At 44.1% G+C, this 18114-nt stretch carries 15 protein-coding genes and 1 other RNA gene; all 16 read right to left on the bottom strand.

The features are described 5' to 3' along the window. Positions 1-124: 124 nt before the first annotated feature. Positions 125-2146 (bottom strand): methyl-accepting chemotaxis protein, encoded by a 2022-nt coding sequence (locus HVMH_RS03565; protein WP_029907978.1) that lies wholly within the window; start codon positions 2144-2146, stop codon positions 125-127. Positions 2147-2219: 73 nt separating this feature from the next. After that, the gene (locus tag HVMH_RS03560; protein ID WP_029907977.1) at positions 2220-3029 is read right to left on the bottom strand and encodes an SDR family NAD(P)-dependent oxidoreductase; all 810 of its coding nucleotides are present in this window, start codon (positions 3027-3029) and stop codon (positions 2220-2222) included. 54 nt (positions 3030-3083) lie between these two features. After that, positions 3084-4133 (bottom strand): undecaprenyldiphospho-muramoylpentapeptide beta-N-acetylglucosaminyltransferase, encoded by a 1050-nt coding sequence (gene murG, locus HVMH_RS03555; RefSeq protein ID WP_029907975.1) that lies wholly within the window; start codon positions 4131-4133, stop codon positions 3084-3086. After that, a complete protein-coding gene (gene ftsW / locus HVMH_RS03550; protein ID WP_051623276.1) occupies positions 4130-5305 on the bottom strand; it encodes a putative lipid II flippase FtsW in 1176 nt (391 codons plus the stop codon). The genes murG and ftsW overlap by 4 nt, the downstream gene beginning before the upstream one ends. A 28-nt stretch (positions 5306-5333) precedes the next feature. Further along, a complete protein-coding gene (gene murD / locus HVMH_RS03545; RefSeq protein ID WP_029907971.1) occupies positions 5334-6698 on the bottom strand; it encodes a UDP-N-acetylmuramoyl-L-alanine--D-glutamate ligase in 1365 nt (454 codons plus the stop codon). A gap of 43 nt (positions 6699-6741) precedes the next feature. Further along, positions 6742-7827, bottom strand: a complete 1086-nt coding sequence (mraY, locus tag HVMH_RS03540; protein WP_029907969.1) for a phospho-N-acetylmuramoyl-pentapeptide-transferase — start codon at positions 7825-7827, stop codon at positions 6742-6744. Positions 7828-7836: 9 nt separating this feature from the next. Further along, the gene (locus tag HVMH_RS03535) at positions 7837-9255 is read right to left on the bottom strand and encodes a UDP-N-acetylmuramoyl-tripeptide--D-alanyl-D-alanine ligase (RefSeq protein WP_051623185.1); all 1419 of its coding nucleotides are present in this window, start codon (positions 9253-9255) and stop codon (positions 7837-7839) included. Continuing rightward, complete coding sequence (locus tag HVMH_RS03530; protein ID WP_051623184.1) at positions 9252-10901, bottom strand: UDP-N-acetylmuramoyl-L-alanyl-D-glutamate--2,6-diaminopimelate ligase; 1650 nt, start codon at positions 10899-10901, stop codon at positions 9252-9254. Before HVMH_RS03530 ends, HVMH_RS03535 begins: the two co-directional genes overlap by 4 nt. After that, on the bottom strand, positions 10898-12790 hold the full coding sequence (locus HVMH_RS03525) for a peptidoglycan D,D-transpeptidase FtsI family protein (RefSeq protein ID WP_029907950.1): 1893 nt from the start codon (positions 12788-12790) through the stop codon (positions 10898-10900). The genes HVMH_RS03530 and HVMH_RS03525 overlap by 4 nt, the downstream gene beginning before the upstream one ends. Continuing rightward, positions 12783-13163 (bottom strand): cell division protein FtsL, encoded by a 381-nt coding sequence (gene ftsL, locus HVMH_RS03520; RefSeq protein WP_029907949.1) that lies wholly within the window; start codon positions 13161-13163, stop codon positions 12783-12785. Before ftsL ends, HVMH_RS03525 begins: the two co-directional genes overlap by 8 nt. A 44-nt stretch (positions 13164-13207) precedes the next feature. Beyond that, complete coding sequence (gene ftsZ, locus HVMH_RS03515; protein ID WP_029907947.1) at positions 13208-14377, bottom strand: cell division protein FtsZ; 1170 nt, start codon at positions 14375-14377, stop codon at positions 13208-13210. Between the two features lie 76 nt (positions 14378-14453). Beyond that, entirely contained in the window at positions 14454-15392 is a 939-nt protein-coding gene (gene rsmH / locus HVMH_RS03510; RefSeq protein WP_029907945.1) for a 16S rRNA (cytosine(1402)-N(4))-methyltransferase RsmH, read from the bottom strand. Further along, a complete protein-coding gene (gene mraZ, locus HVMH_RS03505) occupies positions 15392-15850 on the bottom strand; it encodes a division/cell wall cluster transcriptional repressor MraZ (protein ID WP_029907942.1) in 459 nt (152 codons plus the stop codon). The genes rsmH and mraZ overlap by 1 nt, the downstream gene beginning before the upstream one ends. A gap of 422 nt (positions 15851-16272) precedes the next feature. Next, an RNA gene (rnpB, locus tag HVMH_RS03500) (RNase P RNA component class A) lies at positions 16273-16637 on the bottom strand. 284 nt (positions 16638-16921) lie between these two features. After that, the gene (yaaA, locus tag HVMH_RS03495) at positions 16922-17698 is read right to left on the bottom strand and encodes a peroxide stress protein YaaA (RefSeq protein ID WP_029907940.1); all 777 of its coding nucleotides are present in this window, start codon (positions 17696-17698) and stop codon (positions 16922-16924) included. Between the two features lie 133 nt (positions 17699-17831). Beyond that, on the bottom strand, positions 17832-18008 hold the full coding sequence (locus HVMH_RS03490) for a hypothetical protein (protein WP_169736212.1): 177 nt from the start codon (positions 18006-18008) through the stop codon (positions 17832-17834). Positions 18009-18114 lie beyond the last annotated feature (106 nt).

Raw genomic sequence — 18114 nt, 5'->3', positions numbered from 1 at the left:
TAATATTCTACGACTAAAAAATTATAAAACGTAAGTCTAGCAAAACCGGAGCGCAAGCGAAAATGAATATCTCTTATGAGACATAAAAAAACTGCCAGCAGGCAGTTTTTATCAAAAAATCAAATTAGATTTTAAATTGGTGAACCAGCTGCTCAAGCTTATCAGCCAAGTGCTGCAATTGGTTACCGGAGGTTTCCGTATTAGCTGCACCTTCAACTGTGTTGCGAGTCACTTTGTGAATCTGGTTGATATTGCCGTTCACTTCATTCACAAGCTCGTTTTGCGACTGTGCTGATGCCAACATTTGATTACTCATGTTATTGATGTCATCCATTAAAATAATAACCGGACTCAGTACTTTCTGCACCTTCATGACAGAGTCATAACCGATTTTTGTCGTCTCTTGTCCTTGCTCGACCACCGTAACGGTTTCTTCTGTCGCCTTACGAATTTTTTCGATAACCGCTTCAATCTGCAACGTAGACTCTTGCGTTCTTTGCGCCAGGCCACGCACTTCATCGGCAACGACGGCAAATCCTCGTCCATGCTCACCGGCTCTTGCCGCCTCAATTGCCGCATTCAAGGCCAACAAGTTAGTTTGTTCTGCAATTTCACGAATCACATTAATAACAGTACTGATGGTTTGGCTGTCGTTATTCAATTGCATAACGGCTTGGGTAATCTCATCCATTCGATTAGATACCAGTTTGATTGTCTCCGCAGCACTGGTAACCACTTCCCCACTTTCCTTAACTCGTGACACAGCTTGTGCAGTGGCACTTGAAGTATTGTGCGAATGATCTTCAACACTTTTCGCCTTCTCATCCATGATAACCATGGAGTTACTCAGTTTCTCCGAGGCCAACATTTGTTCTTCAACGCCGTCTTTCGTTTCGTGGGTAACCCTTAGCAAACCACTTGAAGCTTGCTCCAACTCATGAACGGTTTCGGTAACTTCTTTCAACATTTCCTGAATACGACTGATGAACAAGTTGAAGTAGTTAGCCAAGTCAGCCAATTCATCCTGACCTTTAATCGTCAAACGCTTGGTCAGATCCCCTTCACCCTGCGAAATATTTTTCATTGCAGTGGCTAAGTTCTCGACTGGATGCACAACCGCTTGAGTCACTTTACGAGAAATCAACATACCCACCAATTGACCAATAATTGACAAGCTCAATAGCAAAATCAAATTACGCAACGTGCTATCAACAACCGTCTGACTGGTGTCTTGCATATCACTGATTGCTTGACTAGAAATCGAGTTCAAATGCTCTTCGATTTGTTTGAACACAGGCTGAATTTTATTTTCCATCAACCAAGTGTCCATGCGCCATTTAGGGCCTTGATGAATTTCTTTAAGCTTCATAAAACTTTCACGATAATCAACATACTGTGCTTTAACTGCGTCAATACCGTCTTCTTCTTCAAGCGTTAATTCGATGTCTTTTTGCTGCGACAACTTATCAATACCTGACTCAAACTGATTTAAATAGTTCTCAGCATCACCCGCCATAGCATCAGTTCTAAACGCGACATAACCACGGATACTACTTTGCATATTCAACCAATCTTTTTGCATTGCCAATAAGGTTGATAACACAGGTTTTCTGCGTGCTTGCAAATCTTCTAATTCTGACGAAATCATCAAACTGATTTGTTGCTGAATTTTTTGCGCAGGACCGATCATGTTCTTATTGACGAACTCAAACGCCGGAAATTTTTTGTTTCGATCGGTTTGCAACAATTTAACTTCGTCCACTAATGGAGGAAGTTCTTTCAAAGATTTTTCGATGGAATTCAAATCAGCATTTTGTTTGGAATCGCTATTTGAAACGTTTTTACGGACTTCGGCCAAAAGCGTTTCCGCTGTTTTCAACCCACCTTCATAGGCGTCTAAACTTTTAGCATCATTCGTCAGCATAAACATACTTAACGAGTTCATGCTTTTCTCCAGTGTCATAGACATTTCACTGGCTTTCAAAGCGACAGGTTGTTTGACGTCAACGACCTTCTGGACATTCACCCTAACGATGTATAAGTTGACTGCAGCTTGAATAGTGATGATTGCTAGAACAGCCCAAATCACGCCAAAACCAAAACGCATTTTTCGTTTGACTGTTAGCTTGCTAAGAAAATCCACCATGACTCCATCCGTTTTATAATATTTTTCGACACGTCTTTGCACTAGCAATTAAAATGCCAATCAATTTTTATTGCTAGTCCCTTTTTGGGTAATTTCCCCTAGCAATCAGCCCACCATCGAGCGTTAAAACGCTTCCTGTCATCCAGCTTGTCGCGTCTGACAAAAGATATGCCGTCGCCATTCCCATGTCTTCAACCGTTCCATAACGCCCGACAGGGATAGCACCCACCCACTTCTTTTCCATGGCTGGCTGATACAACACGTCAAAGGTTCTTTCTACCGGCACCACGCCCGGCGCCAAAGAATTGACACGAATGCCATATTGCCCCCACTCCACAGCATGAACTTTTGTTAACGCATCCAGCCCAGCTTTAGAAGAGCCATAAGCAGCAAACCATTCACAAGTCGCTTGCCCATGAATACTTGAATTATTCACAATCACGCCAGATTGCTCAGCTGCAATGCAGTATTTAGCAAACAGGGTACTCAAACGATATGGTGCCTGTAGGTTGACTGCCAGCGTATAATCGTAGGCATCTGCCTCATCATCCTTCAAGCTTAAACTTTTGGTAATAACCCCCGCATTATTGACCAAACCATCCAACCCGGCAAATGCTGCCCATGCTTTTTCAAAAAATGGCTTGATAGATGACAACTGACTAAAATCAGATTGTACAGTTTCCACTTCAACACCAGTATCTTTTATGGAATCAAGCGTTCTGGAAAGCCCTTCCGGGTTGGCATGATAATGCAACACCAAACGACAACCCGCTTCAGCTAACACTTTTGCCATACCTGCTCCGATGCCACTTGATGCACCGGTAATCAAAATCCGCTTGCCTTTTAAGTCGGGAAAAACAGGATTGTTTTGTTGAATCGACATCTCCACTCCAGTTAATACTTTTGTCTTGATTGTTTGATGATCGCTTAATGCAGATTACGAATTGATCAATAATTCGACTATCTGTTCTTTTGCTTGTTGAGGAGCTTTCGCTCGAATTTTTTCAGAGGCCGTTTTTAGTACATCATCCTGTTGCCAAAATTGCAGGCGAGCCACCAAACTATCCGGCGTTAAATCGGTTTGCTGAATCACTTCTCCGCCGCCAATAGCAGCCAACACTTCTGCATTAGCAGTCTGGTGATCATCCACTGCAAAAGGAAAAGGAATCATAATAGCGGGCCTTGCAGATGCCATCAACTCCGACACTGTTAGGGCGCCTGAACGACAAACCACCAAGTCTGCATGCTCGTAAGCTTCTACCATATCATCAATAAATGGCACAACTTTGGCGGTAACACCTGCCACTTGATAAGCTCGCTGCGCTTCATCAAGTGTTTTAGTACCTGTTTGGTGAATCACAACGGGACGTTTCGATTCTGGCATTAATGCGAGTGCTTGAGGAACCGTTTTGTTAAGTGCCAATGCGCCGCGGCTCCCGCCTAAGACCAACAAATGCAATGGGCGATGCACACTGACGGTTGCAATAGCTTCCAAGCCTTCTCTTACAGGATTCCCTAGGCACACAACCTTATCACCTTGAAGCTGGTTTTGTGGAAAGGCGGTAATAATATGCTTAGCAAAAGGTGCCAACCAGCGATTTGTTAACCCCACTATGGCGTTTTGTTCATGCAAAGCTAAATCAATTCCAAGGCTTCTTGCTGCCAAGCCCCCTGGGCCGCACACAAATCCCCCCATTCCAAGTACAACATCCGGACGAACATGTTTGATGATTTGTCGAGCTTGCATCCAAGCTTTCAAGACATTTATCGGAGCCTTCAGCCAGCCCAACAATCCATTTCCTCTCAAACCTTTGATTCGGATGGGGTAAAAATCTATTTGCGCCTTCTCAACCCACTCTTTTTCCATACCACCTAGGGTACCAAGCCAGGCAACTTCAATCCCTTTTTGCTTGAAGCTAGCGGCTAATGCCAAACCGGGAAAAACATGCCCTCCCGTTCCGCCAGCCATGATCAATATTCGCTTCACTCTGCTTCCTCCGCTTCATAGTAACGAGTTTCATAATCAACCCGGAACACTAAGGCGATGGCAATGGAAAGCAGCAAGACACTACTTCCCCCATAACTCATAAATGGCAACGTTAACCCTTTGGTTGGGAACAAACCGAGGTTTACCCCCATGTTGATGGTCGCTTGAAGCACAATCCAAATCCCCACTCCATAAGCGATTAATCCACCGAACACTTTAGCGTTTTCAATCGCTTTACGACCAATTCGGAAACAACGGAATAGAATCCACAGGTAGAGAAAGATCAAGAAACCGACTCCAATCAAACCGAATTCTTCAGCGTAAATCGAAAAGAGAAAATCCGTGTGAGCATCAGGCAAGTACAGTAGTTTTTGCACAGATTTACCGATGCCAGCACCAAACCATTCGCCACGACCACTGGCAATCAACGCTTGGGTTAGCTGATAACCTTTACCAAAAGGATCAGACCATGGGTCAAGGAAGTTAGTCACCCTTGCCATACGATAAGGTGAGGTGATGACCATTGTAACCAAAATGGCGGCCATCGGTAATACGGTCAATACAAAGAAACGCCAAGGTGCGCCGGCAATCAATAACATGCCGGTAATCACCACGGCAATAACAAAGGTACTTCCGAAATCCGGTTCCAACAACAGCAAAATTGCCATTACACCAAACGGTATCGCCAGGCGCATGACCGCCTCAAAGCTTTCTCTAACTGCATTTGCATGACGATTGAGATAACCCGCCATAAAAATAACAACGGCTAATTTCATAAACTCCGACACTTGGAAGTTCATGACTATCAGGGGCAACCAACGTTTGGAACCATTGATTTCCCTACCGACCCCCAAAACAAGCACCAGTAATATCAAACCGAAAATAAAAATTCGACCGCGATGTTTTTCCCAAAATGACAAAGGAACATGCAACACGATATAGGCAGCAAAGACACCAAGCCCCATTGCGAATGCTTGGCGTAAGAAATAATGTAGCGTGTTGCCAAAACGCTTTTCACTGATGGCAACAGAACTGGAGGAAACCATTGTCAAACCAATGACCATCAGTACCAGCAATGCGCCTAACAGCCAAAAATCAATTGGCCATTGCTTGCTTAGTTCTCTCCAGTCACGAACTCGGTGGAGAGAAAGAGATTCATCGGTTTGCTTCATAAAAATTTCGCTTTTACCTTGAAGATTGTCATTCAAAAAGTTGCTTTACAAGTTTTTCAAAAACGTCTCCACGTTCCATATAATTGGCGAACTGGTCAAATGAGGCACAGGCAGGTGAAAATAAAACCACATCGCCTTTCTCCGCCTTTTCTCGTGCAAGGTTAACCGCTTGAACTAAATCGTCAACCAGATGCATTTTCGCTTCCGAAACCTTTGATATTAAAGCGTTGCGAATAATGTCTTTATCTCTACCAAACAAAATGACGCTACGACAGGCGCTTTGAACATCTTTCGCCATGAGGGAGAAGTCTGCTTCCTTACCGACCCCACCTGCAATCAAAATCACTTGCCCACCGGAGTCTCTAGTTTGTTTAGCAAAGCTTCTAATGGCTGTTTGTGTTGCCCCAACATTGGTACCTTTTGAGTCGTTGATCCATTGAACACCATCTACTTCCTTTACCAATTGCGTTCGATGCGGCAACCCTGTAAACACAGAAAAAACACGCTCATAGTTTTGAGGCGACACCTTAAAAGGTCTGCACAAAGCCATCGTCGCAAGCGCATTCAACTGATGATGTTCACCTTTCAGTGCCATGCTTTCAATTTTTAACAATGGCGTATGGTTATAACCCAACCAATGGACGCCATTATCATCAATCACACCATATTGAGTGTCCGTCAAAGGCGCAGGCTGACCATCTACTGCCAAGCGTAAACCAAAGTGCAAGGCATGAGATTGCTCACTGCTTGGGCTATCCACAAGATCAAACGGCAATATACTCCATTGCGTGTTATTAAGAATCGTCATTTTGGCTTGAAGATAGTCTTCCAACCCGCTGTAGCGATCCATGTGATCTTCCGATACGTTTAGTACCGTTGCCGAAGTTGGTTGCAAGGAATAGGTTGTCTCCAATTGAAAACTGGAAAGCTCTAAAACAAAGACATCAAAACCCTGTCCACTTCTCAATAAATCCAATGCAGGAACACCAATATTCCCCCCCAGGCCGACACGATAACCAGCTTCAGCAAGCACCTGTGCTGTTAGGGTTGTCACAGTACTTTTACCATTTGACCCGGTGATTGCCACAACAGGCTTACCTACTGCTCTAGCGAATAATTCAATATCACCAATAATCGGTACACCCGCTTGATGAAATACATCCAGCCAAGGTTCTGAAGTAGCAACCCCAGGACTGATGACAACATCCGAAACTTGACTTATCCACTCTACAGGTAACTGACCGCTGGCAAATTGCACTGAAGGGAACTCAGTCTGCAAAACAGTCAGGTCAAAACCCTCTCTGGTATCAAAAGCAAGACAGTCTACGCCTTGCGACAACAAGTAGTGTAAAACACTTTTTCCGGTAATCCCCAAACCCACGACAAGATGCACGGCTGTTCCCTTTCTTCTTATTCTTTTGTTCTTGTTTATTTTTTTAACGAATCTTCAAACTGGCCAAACCAATCAACACCAAAAAGATGGTGACAATCCAAAACCGCACGATAACTTGTGATTCGTGCCAGCCTTTTTGTTCAAAGTGGTGATGCAGAGGTGCCATCAAGAAAATGCGTTTTCCGTTACGTAGCTTGTAGGACCCCACTTGCAAAATCACCGATAGGGTTTCCGCAACGAAAATCCCGCCCATGATGAATAAAACCAACTCTTGCTTCACGGCAACGGCAACTACCCCTAGCGCGGCACCGATAGACAAAGAACCAACGTCCCCCATAAATACTTGCGCTGGGTGTGCGTTAAACCAAAGAAAGCCTAATCCTGCACCCGCTAATGCTGCACAGAATATGGTCAATTCTTCCACTCCGGGAATATACGGAATCGTCAGGTAAGCCGAAAAGTACAAATGCCCGGTCATGTAGGCAAACACGCCCAAAGCGGCTGAAACCATTACCGTCGGCATAATCGCCAAACCATCCAACCCATCCGTCAGGTTAACCGCATTAGAGGTTCCGACAATGACAAAATAAGACAGCACCACCGTCCAGGCGCCGAGGTGAATAAACGTATCTTTCATGTAAGGAATCAATAACTCATGTTCGGTAGGAACTTGTGCCATCGCAAACAGGCTGTAGGCGGCAATCAACCCGATAATGGATTGCCATAGATATTTGGTGCGTGAACGCATGCCATTAGGGTCCTTATAGGCGACTTTTTTATAGTCGTCGATAAAGCCAATTACACCGAATGCTAGCATGGTCAGTGTCACAATCAATAAGTAGTGGTTAGTCAAATCCCCCCATAACAAAACCGAAATTGTCACGGAGAACAGAATCATCACACCGCCCATGGTTGGGGTACCTGTTTTCACCAGGTGAGTTTCCGGCCCATCCAAACGGACACTCTGCCCAACCTTCAAGCGAATCAACCAACGGATGACCTTAGGGCCGATGATAAATGATAGTACCAGTGCCGTCAGCACACTCATGATGGTGCGCATGGTGACATATTTAAAAACACCGAAACCGGAGATGTAGTGTGCTAAAAATTCGGTTAAATAAATTAACATAAGCCTATCCTAAGTATTCTGTGGTTTTAAATGATTGTTAAAGTATTCTGAAATGCCTTGGGTAACGGTTTCCATTTTGCTTGAACGAGACCCCTTCACTAGGCAATGATTAAGACTGTCTTTTTCTATCAATTCAATCGCTTTATCCGTTAATGCCTGATGAGATTCAAACCAAAAAGCGCCCTCGCCGAAAGCATCAATCATCGGCTTTGCCGCTTCACCGTAAATCAGTAGATAAGACACACCCAATGACTTCGCATAACTTGCCACTTCAGCGTGAGCGGAAGCTGAAGTTTCCCCTATCTCTGCCATGGCGCCTAAACAAGCTAACCCTTTACCGGGAAGCGCAACAAGTGTTCTTAATGCAGCCTTCATGGAATCCGGGTTGGCATTATAGCTGTCGTCAATCAAAATACCATTGGGTAACGATACTTTTTGCAGGCGTCCTGAAACCCCACAAAAATCTGCCAGGTTGGGGGTCAAGACTTCCAACTTGAAACCGCATGCCATCACTGCCGTCAGCGCGGCGCAGGCGTTCATCGCATTGTGCTCTCCCAGCATGGGCGCCACAACATGCGACTTGCCTTGGTTTATCACTTTATCCGCGGTAGAAACAACATCAAACTCAATCACATCGGACGATTGTTCAAACTGCTCATAATGTACATCGGCAATCGCTGTGGAGCCAAACGTCAGTACAGACAGTTCTCGCTCGCGGCACATGTCTTGCCAAATATCAAAGCCCGGTGAATCCGTATTCAATACTGCCACACCGACTTTATCCTGCAAACCCGACAATATTTCAGCTTTGGTGTGAATAACCCCTTCCAGAGAGCCAAAACCTTCTAGGTGCGCTCCAGCTGCCAGCGTAATTATGGCAATATCAGGCTTTGCAAGCTGGGTTAAATACTCAATTTCTTTGTGGTGGTTTGCGCCCATTTCCACTACCGCATACTCATGTTCGTCAGTTAACTGCAGCAATGTTCTCGGCACACCAAAATCATTATTAAGATTCCCTTGTGTCGCCAACACTTTCGCTTGCTTGGAAAGCAAATGTTGAATCATGTTCTTACACGTGGTTTTCCCATTACTTCCGGTAACAGCAATCAATTTCTTCAGCGGCATCTGCTTACGATGCCAAGCGGCAAACTGCCCTAATGCAATTCGCGTATCCGCTACCAAAACCACTGGCACCGACGTTTCGACTGGCTCGGATGCCAATACGACCGAAGCGCCTTGCGTCACCGCTTGAGACACAAACGCATGGCCATCAAATTTTGCACCTTTAACCGCGATATACAACCCGCCTGTCGACATCTCACGACTATCGGTAGAAACAAAATCGAAGCCGACACCCTCTTTGTCTGCAGACTGAGTACTTAACTCACCGCCTGTTGCCACAATCAAATCGTTAAGCATCCATTTCATAAATCGATTTTCCCTGTGTCAGTTTTTCTCATACCTGTTTCACTCGCCGCTTCCTGCGCAATTTCTCTCAAGGTTAAATCCGCTAAAACAGCATCACTCATGAAAAATCGCTGTCCTTGGATTTCCTGATAATTCTCATGTCCTTTCCCCGCAATCAGCACAATATCAGATGGCTCAGCATGGCGGATCGCGTATTCGATTGCTTGCGCTCTGTCATGGATAATTTGTGCTGCCGATGCCTTTGACATCCCCTTGACGATATCAGCTACAATATCTTCCGGCGCTTCATTACGTGGGTTGTCGTCTGTAATGATGACATAACCCGCCAACTTTTCTGCAACCTCACCCATCAATGAACGTTTGCCTTTATCTCTATCGCCACCACAACCAAAAACCAACCACAATTTACCTTTTGGTTGCTCTGCACCACCATCAGACACAAAGTGTTGTTGCACAGCGTGCAGTGCCGATGCCAAAGCGTCTGGCGTATGCGCATAATCAATCAATATCAATGGGCGTTCGTGAACTTTTTCCATACGCCCACTCACAGGCGTTAAAACATGAATACCTTCCTCAATCTTTGAAAGTGGTAGCCCACACCCGTAAGCGACGGTGACAGCACACAATAGGTTTTCTGCATTGAAGACCCCCATCAAATCCGCGTTAAATGTCAGGTCGGAATGCCCTAATGATTCATCTTCCTTAAATAAGGAGAGCAATATTACTCCCTCCATTCCCGTGGGGACAAAACGCAGCTCACTGAAACAAGCACAAGAGAACATCGCATCACTTTCCGACTTCAAGTCAGACTTGGCCAACTCGCAAAATGAATCATTCAATGCGTAACCGAATACGACCTCTCCTACGCTCTGCGCAAGTGTTTCCATAATGGATTTACCGAGTGAATCTCCTAAGTTCAACACTCGGAATTTGGCTGGATACTCCAAGAAGAGCATGGCCTTTGTTTCGCGATAAGCCTCTTCAGTCTCATGAAAATCCAGGTGATCTCTAGTCACTTGGGTCAATGCCAAGCCTTCAAAACGTATGTTTTGGATTCTACCTAAGGCAATGGCATGAGAGGAAACTTCCATCACCACATACTCAACCCCCAACCTGGCAAATTCTTCAAGCTTTCGATTAAGGGATACTACTTCCAAAGTGGTATTAGCTGTCGGAATTAACTGCCCTAGGATGCCATTGCCCAAGGTTCCCAAGACACCCACGGAATACTGCTGACCTAAAAGCTGAGCAATGTAATGTGCAGTGGAAGTCTTTCCATTTGTACCTGTTACGCCAATAATTTTCACTTGTTGACTAGGTCTTTGATAGAACCAATCCGCCAAACCAGCCAATTGCCCCACCAAATCATTCACTAAAAAAACAGGAACATCCGTACTTTCAACATGCTCCGGTAACTGGTCAGTCAAAATACAAGCGGCGCCTTGGTCTATCGCTTGATCCATATACTCGATGCCATGGCATCGACTGCCCGGCAATGCGACAAACACACTGTTTTCGGTAATTTCAGAAGAGCTGGTATACAAATGTGTTAACTGGCGCATCAACACCAATGACTCGCCAGCCGCCATTTTCTGCTGCTGTAGATCCACCGCTAAAAACTCGATCAGTTCATGCAAACTTTTCATCGCTCCTCCTTCACCAAACGGTGTTCTTCTAGACTTTCCAACGTTTCGTCAGGTGGCACGTTCTTGATTCTAAGAACATCTTGCATCACTTCTTTAAAAATTGGTGCGGCAACTAAACCACCATAATAAACCCCTCTGCTAGGTTCATTAACAACGGTTGCCATAATGTATTTTGGATCGGAGGCAGGAACCAAGCCAACAAATACCGAGAAATATTCATTCTGATGATACCCACCGGCTTTGGTTTTATGAACCGTTCCCGTCTTACCGGCCACCATATACCCAGGAATCCTAGCTTTTGGCGCCGTACCGTCAGGAGAAACGACAGTTTGCATCATTTTCAGAACTTCATCTGCACTTTTAGCAGAAATCACACGGTGTACTTCTGTCGCTGAGTAGTTTGTATCCAGATTGATATCTTTTTCGTTTGAGTTTTTACCGGACGCATTTTGAGAGGCCGCAGCTCTACGTTCTGCCACTTGTTTTGGCGTCAACTTAATTAAAGAAACGGGTTCCAACACACCGTGATTTGCAAAAATCGTATAGGCTCGAGCAAGTTGTAATAAATTGATGTTAAAGCCGTAACCGAATGAAGCCGATGCCTGGTCTATTTTCTGCCACTCAACTGGCGACTTCATATACCCCAAAGACTCCCCTGGCATAAAAATACCTAAGTCCTGTCCGAAGCCAACATTGTTTAGCATCTGCCACTCTTGATCTGGCGTCATTTTAAACGCAACCTTACTGGCACCGATGTTACTCGATTTTTCGATAATGCCCTGCGGTGTCAACTTACCATGATCTCTTGTATCCGTAATTCGCTGCCCTTGAATCCACATCGCCCCCGGAGAAGTGTCAATTACGGTATCAAGATTAATCAATCCTAAATCCAGCGCTCTGGAAATGATGAATGGTTTGGTTGGCGAGCCAGGCTCAAACACATCAGTCACAACCCGATTTCTTAAACGACTACCCTGCAATTGACTGCGGTTGTTCGGGTTAAAGCTTGGAATCGTGGCCATCCCGAGAATTTCACCCGTCTTTGCATCTAAAATAACGGACTGCACTGATTTCGCCTGATGGCGTATGTAAGCTTTTTTCAAGGCATGATAAAGGAAGAACTGAATATCCTTATCAATGCTTAATGTAATATCGTGACCGGGTTTTGCTGGCACTAAATCCTTAACGAAATCTACAACTCTTCCAGCACGGTCTTTAATCACCTCTTTCTTTCCTGGGTGACCAGTAAGCCATTTGTCATAGGCTTTTTCGATGCCGGAAATCCCTTTATCGTCAATATTGGTGAAACCAACAACATGACCCAGTATTTCTCCAGCAGGATAGTAACGCTTATATTGGTTTTGAACGAAAACACCTGGAACATCAAGCGCTTCAATTTTTTTGGTAACCGGAGGCAAAACACTGCGTTTGATATAAAGGAAACGTTTATCTTTTTTCTCAAGAAGGGTTGCCGTGATATTTTTTTCATCCAACCCGAGCAGCTTTAACATTTGGTGATAACGCTTAACATCCGCTGCGACTTGTGCCTTTTGCTGCTGCAGTTCCTTTGCAGACAGATTTTCTGCATTGGCTGCTTGCTGCTGTTGAGCAGGATCTAGATAGTAGCTGAGAATTTTAGGGTCTACCCAGATGGAATCAATAGGCGTGCTAAGTGCCAGTAGATTGCCATTTCGATCATATATCTCACCTCTTGGAGCAGGTATCGTCATTGCACGTATTTGACGCTTATTACCTTCTTCCTGCAAAAAATGAGATTGAATGATTTGGACATCAACGGCTTTTGCAAAAACTGCGCCGAACAGCAAAAGAATCAAACCGTAAACAACAGAATCACGATGAACTCGTCGATATTGATTAACGCTATTCATCACCCTTTCCTTTTGAGAGGGTGCCACTTTGAATTGATGGCTTCACAACCGGATTTAGGAATATGGTTTGAATATTGTTATGTTCTGGCGTCTTATCGATAGTCATGCGAAGTTGAGTAACGGCAATTTCTTCCACTCTTGCTAGAGCGGTCAAATGGTGCAACTCAAGGGTAAGTTTGCCAAACTCTTGATGCAAATCCACTTCCTTTTGAAGCGCTTTTGCATAATGTGTTTCAAGATGTCTTACTTGATGTTGGACTTGTACGATAAGAATTAAAAGAAAACAAATAAAGCCCAACAGCAGGAGTGCAATAGTTCTTGGCCAGCTAAAAAGCTTTAGCTGACTTGAACTGGGGAGAGATTGCATCATCATGCTGCTGGACTCATCGACCGAAAGGACCCCTTTCAGTCTAAGGGTTAGTCAGCTTGACGACGTAGAAACGCTGGAATATCTAGGTAGTTAGAATTAGATTCCACACTCGCGGTTACACCACCGTTTACCACCATTTTTGGCCTAACAACTTCAGGTTTTCTCTCTACTTCTTCAATGACTTGCTGTTTTTCTTCGGCTTTATTTGCCTCTACAGCTTGAAGATTAGGCTTAACCATTTCAGGACGTTGTGCAGTTGAAACAATGTCGCTCAAACCCGTTGCCACCACCGTTACACGAATTTCATCTGTCATTGTTTCATCAATTGACGTACCGATGATGACCTTAGCATCTTCAGAAGCAACCTGATCAATCACCTCACCAACTTCGTTGAACTCACCCAACGTAAAGTCTAGACCAGAAGTGATATTTACCAACAGACCTTTTGCACCCGATACCGAAATGTCTTCCAACAGTGGGTTTGCAATAGCTTTTTCAGCTGCTTTGATTGCACGGTCTTCACCAGTCGCGTGTCCAACACCCATCATGGCGACACCGCGCTCAGTCATCACTGTACGCAAATCTTCAAAGTCAACATTGATCATTCCAGGACGAGTCACTAATTCTGAAATTCCTTGAACCGCACCGTGAAGAACTTCGTTTGCATAATCAAAAGCTTTGGCAAGAACAAAATCTTTACCCAATACTTTTAACAGTTTGTCATTTGGAACTGTGATTAGAGAATCAACATGCTCAGCCAATTTTTCAATACCGGCTTCTGCAATTTTCTGGCGTCTTTCAAAACCGAAAGGCTTGCTCACAACACCAACAGTCAAAATACCCATTTCTTTTGCCGCTTGCGCAACAACCGGAGCAGAACCAGTTCCAGTACCACCACCCATTCCGGCAGTAATAAAGACCATGTCCGCACCTTTTAATGCTTCTTTGACTTGTTCAATGTTTTCTTTTGCCGCTTCCATCCCTTTTTCAGGGTTAGCGCCAGCACCTAAACCGTTTAAACCAAGTTGAATACAAGTATCAACACTTGAATTTTTCAATGCCTGCACATCAGTATTGGCACAGATAAAATCCACACCTTCTACTTGTGAACGCACCATATAATCGACGGCGTTACCGCCGCCACCACCAAGGCCGATGACCTTGATTTTTGGCATACCAGCATCTTCTGGAATGGTTTCTTGCAGATTAAACTTCATGTGATTCTCCCCTTAATAAACACACGTTAAAAAACTTTGTCCAATTTGCCCTCGCAACCCCATAATTGAAGTTGCATTAAATTTTTTGCGCTATTCTCAATACCGCGCTACGCGAGCGTGGGTTTTCACGACATTCTTCATCCGAAGGAAAAATAGGTTTACCTACCTTTTTTAACACCGGTTCCACCACCTCCAACTGTATCGGAGAATCTGGAAACAAGTCCTTCATCTGAGACTGATCACGAATAAACTGCTTCACAATCCTGTCTTCCAGCGAGTGAAAACTGATAATGGATAGCCGCCCGCCCGAACCCAAAACTTGTACCGCGGCTTCCAACACGTTTTTCAGCACATCCAACTCGCGATTCACTGCAATTCTGATTGCTTGAAACGTACGTGTGGCTGGGTGTTTATTTTTTTCTGTTTTTGGAGACGCCTTTTTGACCAACTCAGCCAAATCAAGTGTGGTCTCCAATTGCCCAGCCTGCGCAGCTTCTTTTATATTTCTCGCAATACGGCCGGAAAATCTTTCTTCACCATATTGCCTTAAAACTTGCGCCAAGGTTTTTTCATCTACCTCAGCCAACCATTCTTTTGCCGACAACCCGCTTTCCGGGTTCATGCGCATATCCAAAGGGCCTTCACGCATAAAACTGAATCCACGACTTGCGTCATCCAGTTGCGGTGACGAAACACCCAAATCAATAAGCACCCCATCAACCTTTCCAGTCCAACCCCTTGAGTCACAGTACTCTTTCAACTGCTCAAAACTGCCGTACTGTATTTCGAAATTACTTTCTGCAAAGTGCTGCTTTGCGAACTCTATTGCTTCTGGATCTTGATCAATCGCCATCAAGTTTCCACTTGATAAATGACCCAGTATCTCTCTACTGTGACCACCTCGCCCAAAGGTACAATCGATATAAATACCATCCGACTTGATTGCCAACCCTTCTACCGACTCCTTCAACATCACCGAATAATGCGTGAATTCGGTATTTGTGGTTTCAGTCATTACAAGCTCAACGTTGAAAGCGCATCGGATACTTGACCCGTCGAAGCGGTATCCAACATATCTGGTCTCGATGCATCCCATGCTTCTTGTGACCAGAGTTCAAATTTATTTCCTTGTCCAAGCAAGATCACGTTCTTGTCCAACTTCGCATGCTCTCTTAACATGCTTGGAAGCAAAATACGGCCTTGGGAATCCATCTCCATCTCAGAGGCATGCCCAAGCAATAGGCGCTGAACCAATCTTGCTTGTGGATCCATATTTGGAAGCGACATCAATTTACGCTCAATCACTTCCCACTCATCCATGGTGTAGATCAGCAGGCACGGACTGTTCAAATCAATGGTTGCCACCAACTGACTTTCGCTCGCTTCTTCAATCGACTCACGATACTTCTTGGGAATGGCTAGCCGCCCCTTCGTATCCATGTTGATTGAATTTATGCCTCTGAAAAACAACATTATGTTTCCACTTTACACCACATTTCTCCACTTGACGCCACTATATGCAACTTAACCACCACTGTCAAGCCATGCAAATAGGATTTTTCTAGATTTTTGCTAAGCAGACCAATAACTTAGCGTCCATCAAGGTGTAAACACCGAAAAATTATATAAAAAATTTAACGTTTAAATTCAATAGGTTAAAAAATAAACATGCGGCAATGCATTAGGTAAGAACAACAAGAGATTGAAGAAATTAAGCTTTTAATCCGAGATGAGGAAAAGCACACATATAGTGCTATCTAAAAAAAATGGCACAATATATAGTGTTTGTGAATTTAATTTAAAAAATAGTGGTGAGAAGTGGGGATTTTTTAAAAAAATTTGATTTTGTGGAGGAAACGTGGGGCTGTTAAGCTAACTTCAGGAGGATGGTAAAAATAAAAAGTGGATCGATAAGCCGGGTTCTGTACCATTGCTGGCGACAATCATTCATCTAGATGAAGCATCACTACTTCATTCAAGCAACCTACCCGAAAATAAGGTGCGAGCCACACCCTGTACCGAAGTACGTATTTTCCTATTTGGTCTTGCACCGAATGGGGTTTGCCATGCCTCAAACTGTTACCAGTTGAGCGGTGCGCTCTTACCGCACCCTTTCACCCTTACCCCCGGAAAACCGAAGGCGGTCTACTCTCTGCTGCACTTTCCGTCGACTCACGCCGCCCAGCCGTTAACTGGCATTCTGCTCTATGGTGCCCGGACTTTCCTCAAGAACATGCCTTGCGATTGCCTGATCCACTTCGCGGCAACTATACAGAAGTCCTGTCGAAAAGTCTAAAGATAAAACCGGTTTTATTCTCTGACACTTATCTCAAGATAAATAACTCTGATTAGATTAAGAAAATATCGTTTGATAAAGTTCGTAGACATAAAAAAGAGAAGAAAGAAATGAACGCACATTCAGCTAAAAAACAGCCATCGCGACAAGTACGCCCTTACATGCTCTTGATTGTATTATCGACCCTAGCAATTGTGGGCGTACTTTCTATGTACAAAATGGGAAACCCCATTCTTTGAGAAACGTAATTAATCTTCTTGTCGACGCGTAAACACCCAATCTGTTGCATTGGATAAATCTGGCGCGAAACGGTAGCCTTCATAATCAAAGTGTTTTAAATCTTCTACCTGTTCTATTTGCTCTACTGCTGCATAACGCACCATCAGCCCTCTCGCCTTTTTTGCATAAAAACTGATCATCTTATACTGGCCGTTTTTCCAGTCTTTGAACTGTGGTGTAATGACGGTTGCATTAATTTTCTTTGGATTTACCGCTTTAAAATACTCATTTGAAGCCAGATTCACCAATACCCTACCAGTCGACGCCTCAAGGTGGCTATTAACCCAATCCGTCAAACGATTCCCCCAAAACTGATAAAGGTTTTTGCCTCGTGTATTTTCAAGACTGGTACCCATTTCCAAACGGTATGGCAAAATCACATCCATTGGACGGACAATACCATACAACCCAGATAGGATTCCTAGATGCTTTTGCAAGTAAGACACTTGCTTTTCATCCAGACTCCGAATATCCAAGCCCTGATAGACGTCACCCTTAAACAAAAAAGCTGCCGGACGTGCATGATCTGACGGCATCGGCAATTGCCAATCCTGAAACCGTTGATAGTTCAATTCGGATAACTTATCACTTAACCCCATCAATCCCGCAATATCGACAGGACCATATTCTTTCAATTGATTGACAAGAGCCTGAGATTGATCGAGAAAGTCGGATTGCGTTTCTCCAATATTCAATGAAACCGGTGATTCATCCAAAGATTTGGCCGGGGAAATTACAAACAACATTCTCAACATCTCCTTTCACTAGATACAACATTCATATCCGTATTTTAAGCGGATGAATTTATTTATGGCATAAAAAAAGAGCTAGGCAAATGCGCTAGCTCTTTTTTTCAATCAGATTGAGTTGGCTAAAAACTTAGCAATCTCCGTCTGTATCCTTATCAGGATTGTAAGCTTTTGCAGGAGCAGCCGCAGCTGGTGCAGAAGCCGCTGGAGCGGCTGCAGCTTTATCAGTAGACTTATCACTACCACCAGAACACGCAGTCAAACCCAAAGCCATCATCATTGCTAGTAAAAGACCTGTTAATCTCATTTTCTATCCTTTCATTCAGATTGATTAAAACTTAAGAATTCTGCCATATTATTAAACACTAATAATGCAATTACAACCGAATCCCCAAGTTACTTCCAGAGAATTT

It is taken from the genome of Hydrogenovibrio marinus, from assembly GCF_013340845.1.
Taxonomy (GTDB): Bacteria; Pseudomonadota; Gammaproteobacteria; order Thiomicrospirales; family Thiomicrospiraceae; genus Hydrogenovibrio; species Hydrogenovibrio marinus.
This window is presented reverse-complemented; position numbering and strand designations above follow the sequence as displayed.

What these genes read in the sequence shown, in the direction of transcription:
- HVMH_RS03565 (WP_029907978.1), bottom strand. Translation starts at nt 2,146, where the DNA reads ATGGTGGATTTTCTTAGCAAGCTAACAGTCAAACGAAAAATGCGTTTT.
- HVMH_RS03560 (WP_029907977.1), bottom strand. Translation starts at nt 3,029, where the DNA reads ATGTCGATTCAACAAAACAATCCTGTTTTTCCCGACTTAAAAGGCAAG.
- ftsW (WP_051623276.1), bottom strand. Translation starts at nt 5,305, where the DNA reads ATGAAGCAAACCGATGAATCTCTTTCTCTCCACCGAGTTCGTGACTGG.
- mraY (WP_029907969.1), bottom strand. Translation starts at nt 7,827, where the DNA reads ATGTTAATTTATTTAACCGAATTTTTAGCACACTACATCTCCGGTTTC.
- HVMH_RS03535 (WP_051623185.1), bottom strand. Translation starts at nt 9,255, where the DNA reads ATGAAATGGATGCTTAACGATTTGATTGTGGCAACAGGCGGTGAGTTA.
- HVMH_RS03530 (WP_051623184.1), bottom strand. Translation starts at nt 10,901, where the DNA reads ATGAAAAGTTTGCATGAACTGATCGAGTTTTTAGCGGTGGATCTACAG.
- HVMH_RS03525 (WP_029907950.1), bottom strand. Translation starts at nt 12,790, where the DNA reads ATGAATAGCGTTAATCAATATCGACGAGTTCATCGTGATTCTGTTGTT.
- ftsL (WP_029907949.1), bottom strand. Translation starts at nt 13,163, where the DNA reads ATGATGATGCAATCTCTCCCCAGTTCAAGTCAGCTAAAGCTTTTTAGC.
- ftsZ (WP_029907947.1), bottom strand. Translation starts at nt 14,377, where the DNA reads ATGAAGTTTAATCTGCAAGAAACCATTCCAGAAGATGCTGGTATGCCA.
- rsmH (WP_029907945.1), bottom strand. Translation starts at nt 15,392, where the DNA reads ATGACTGAAACCACAAATACCGAATTCACGCATTATTCGGTGATGTTG.
- mraZ (WP_029907942.1), bottom strand. Translation starts at nt 15,850, where the DNA reads ATGTTGTTTTTCAGAGGCATAAATTCAATCAACATGGATACGAAGGGG.
- yaaA (WP_029907940.1), bottom strand. Translation starts at nt 17,698, where the DNA reads ATGTTGTTTGTAATTTCCCCGGCCAAATCTTTGGATGAATCACCGGTT.
- HVMH_RS03490 (WP_169736212.1), bottom strand. Translation starts at nt 18,008, where the DNA reads ATGAGATTAACAGGTCTTTTACTAGCAATGATGATGGCTTTGGGTTTG.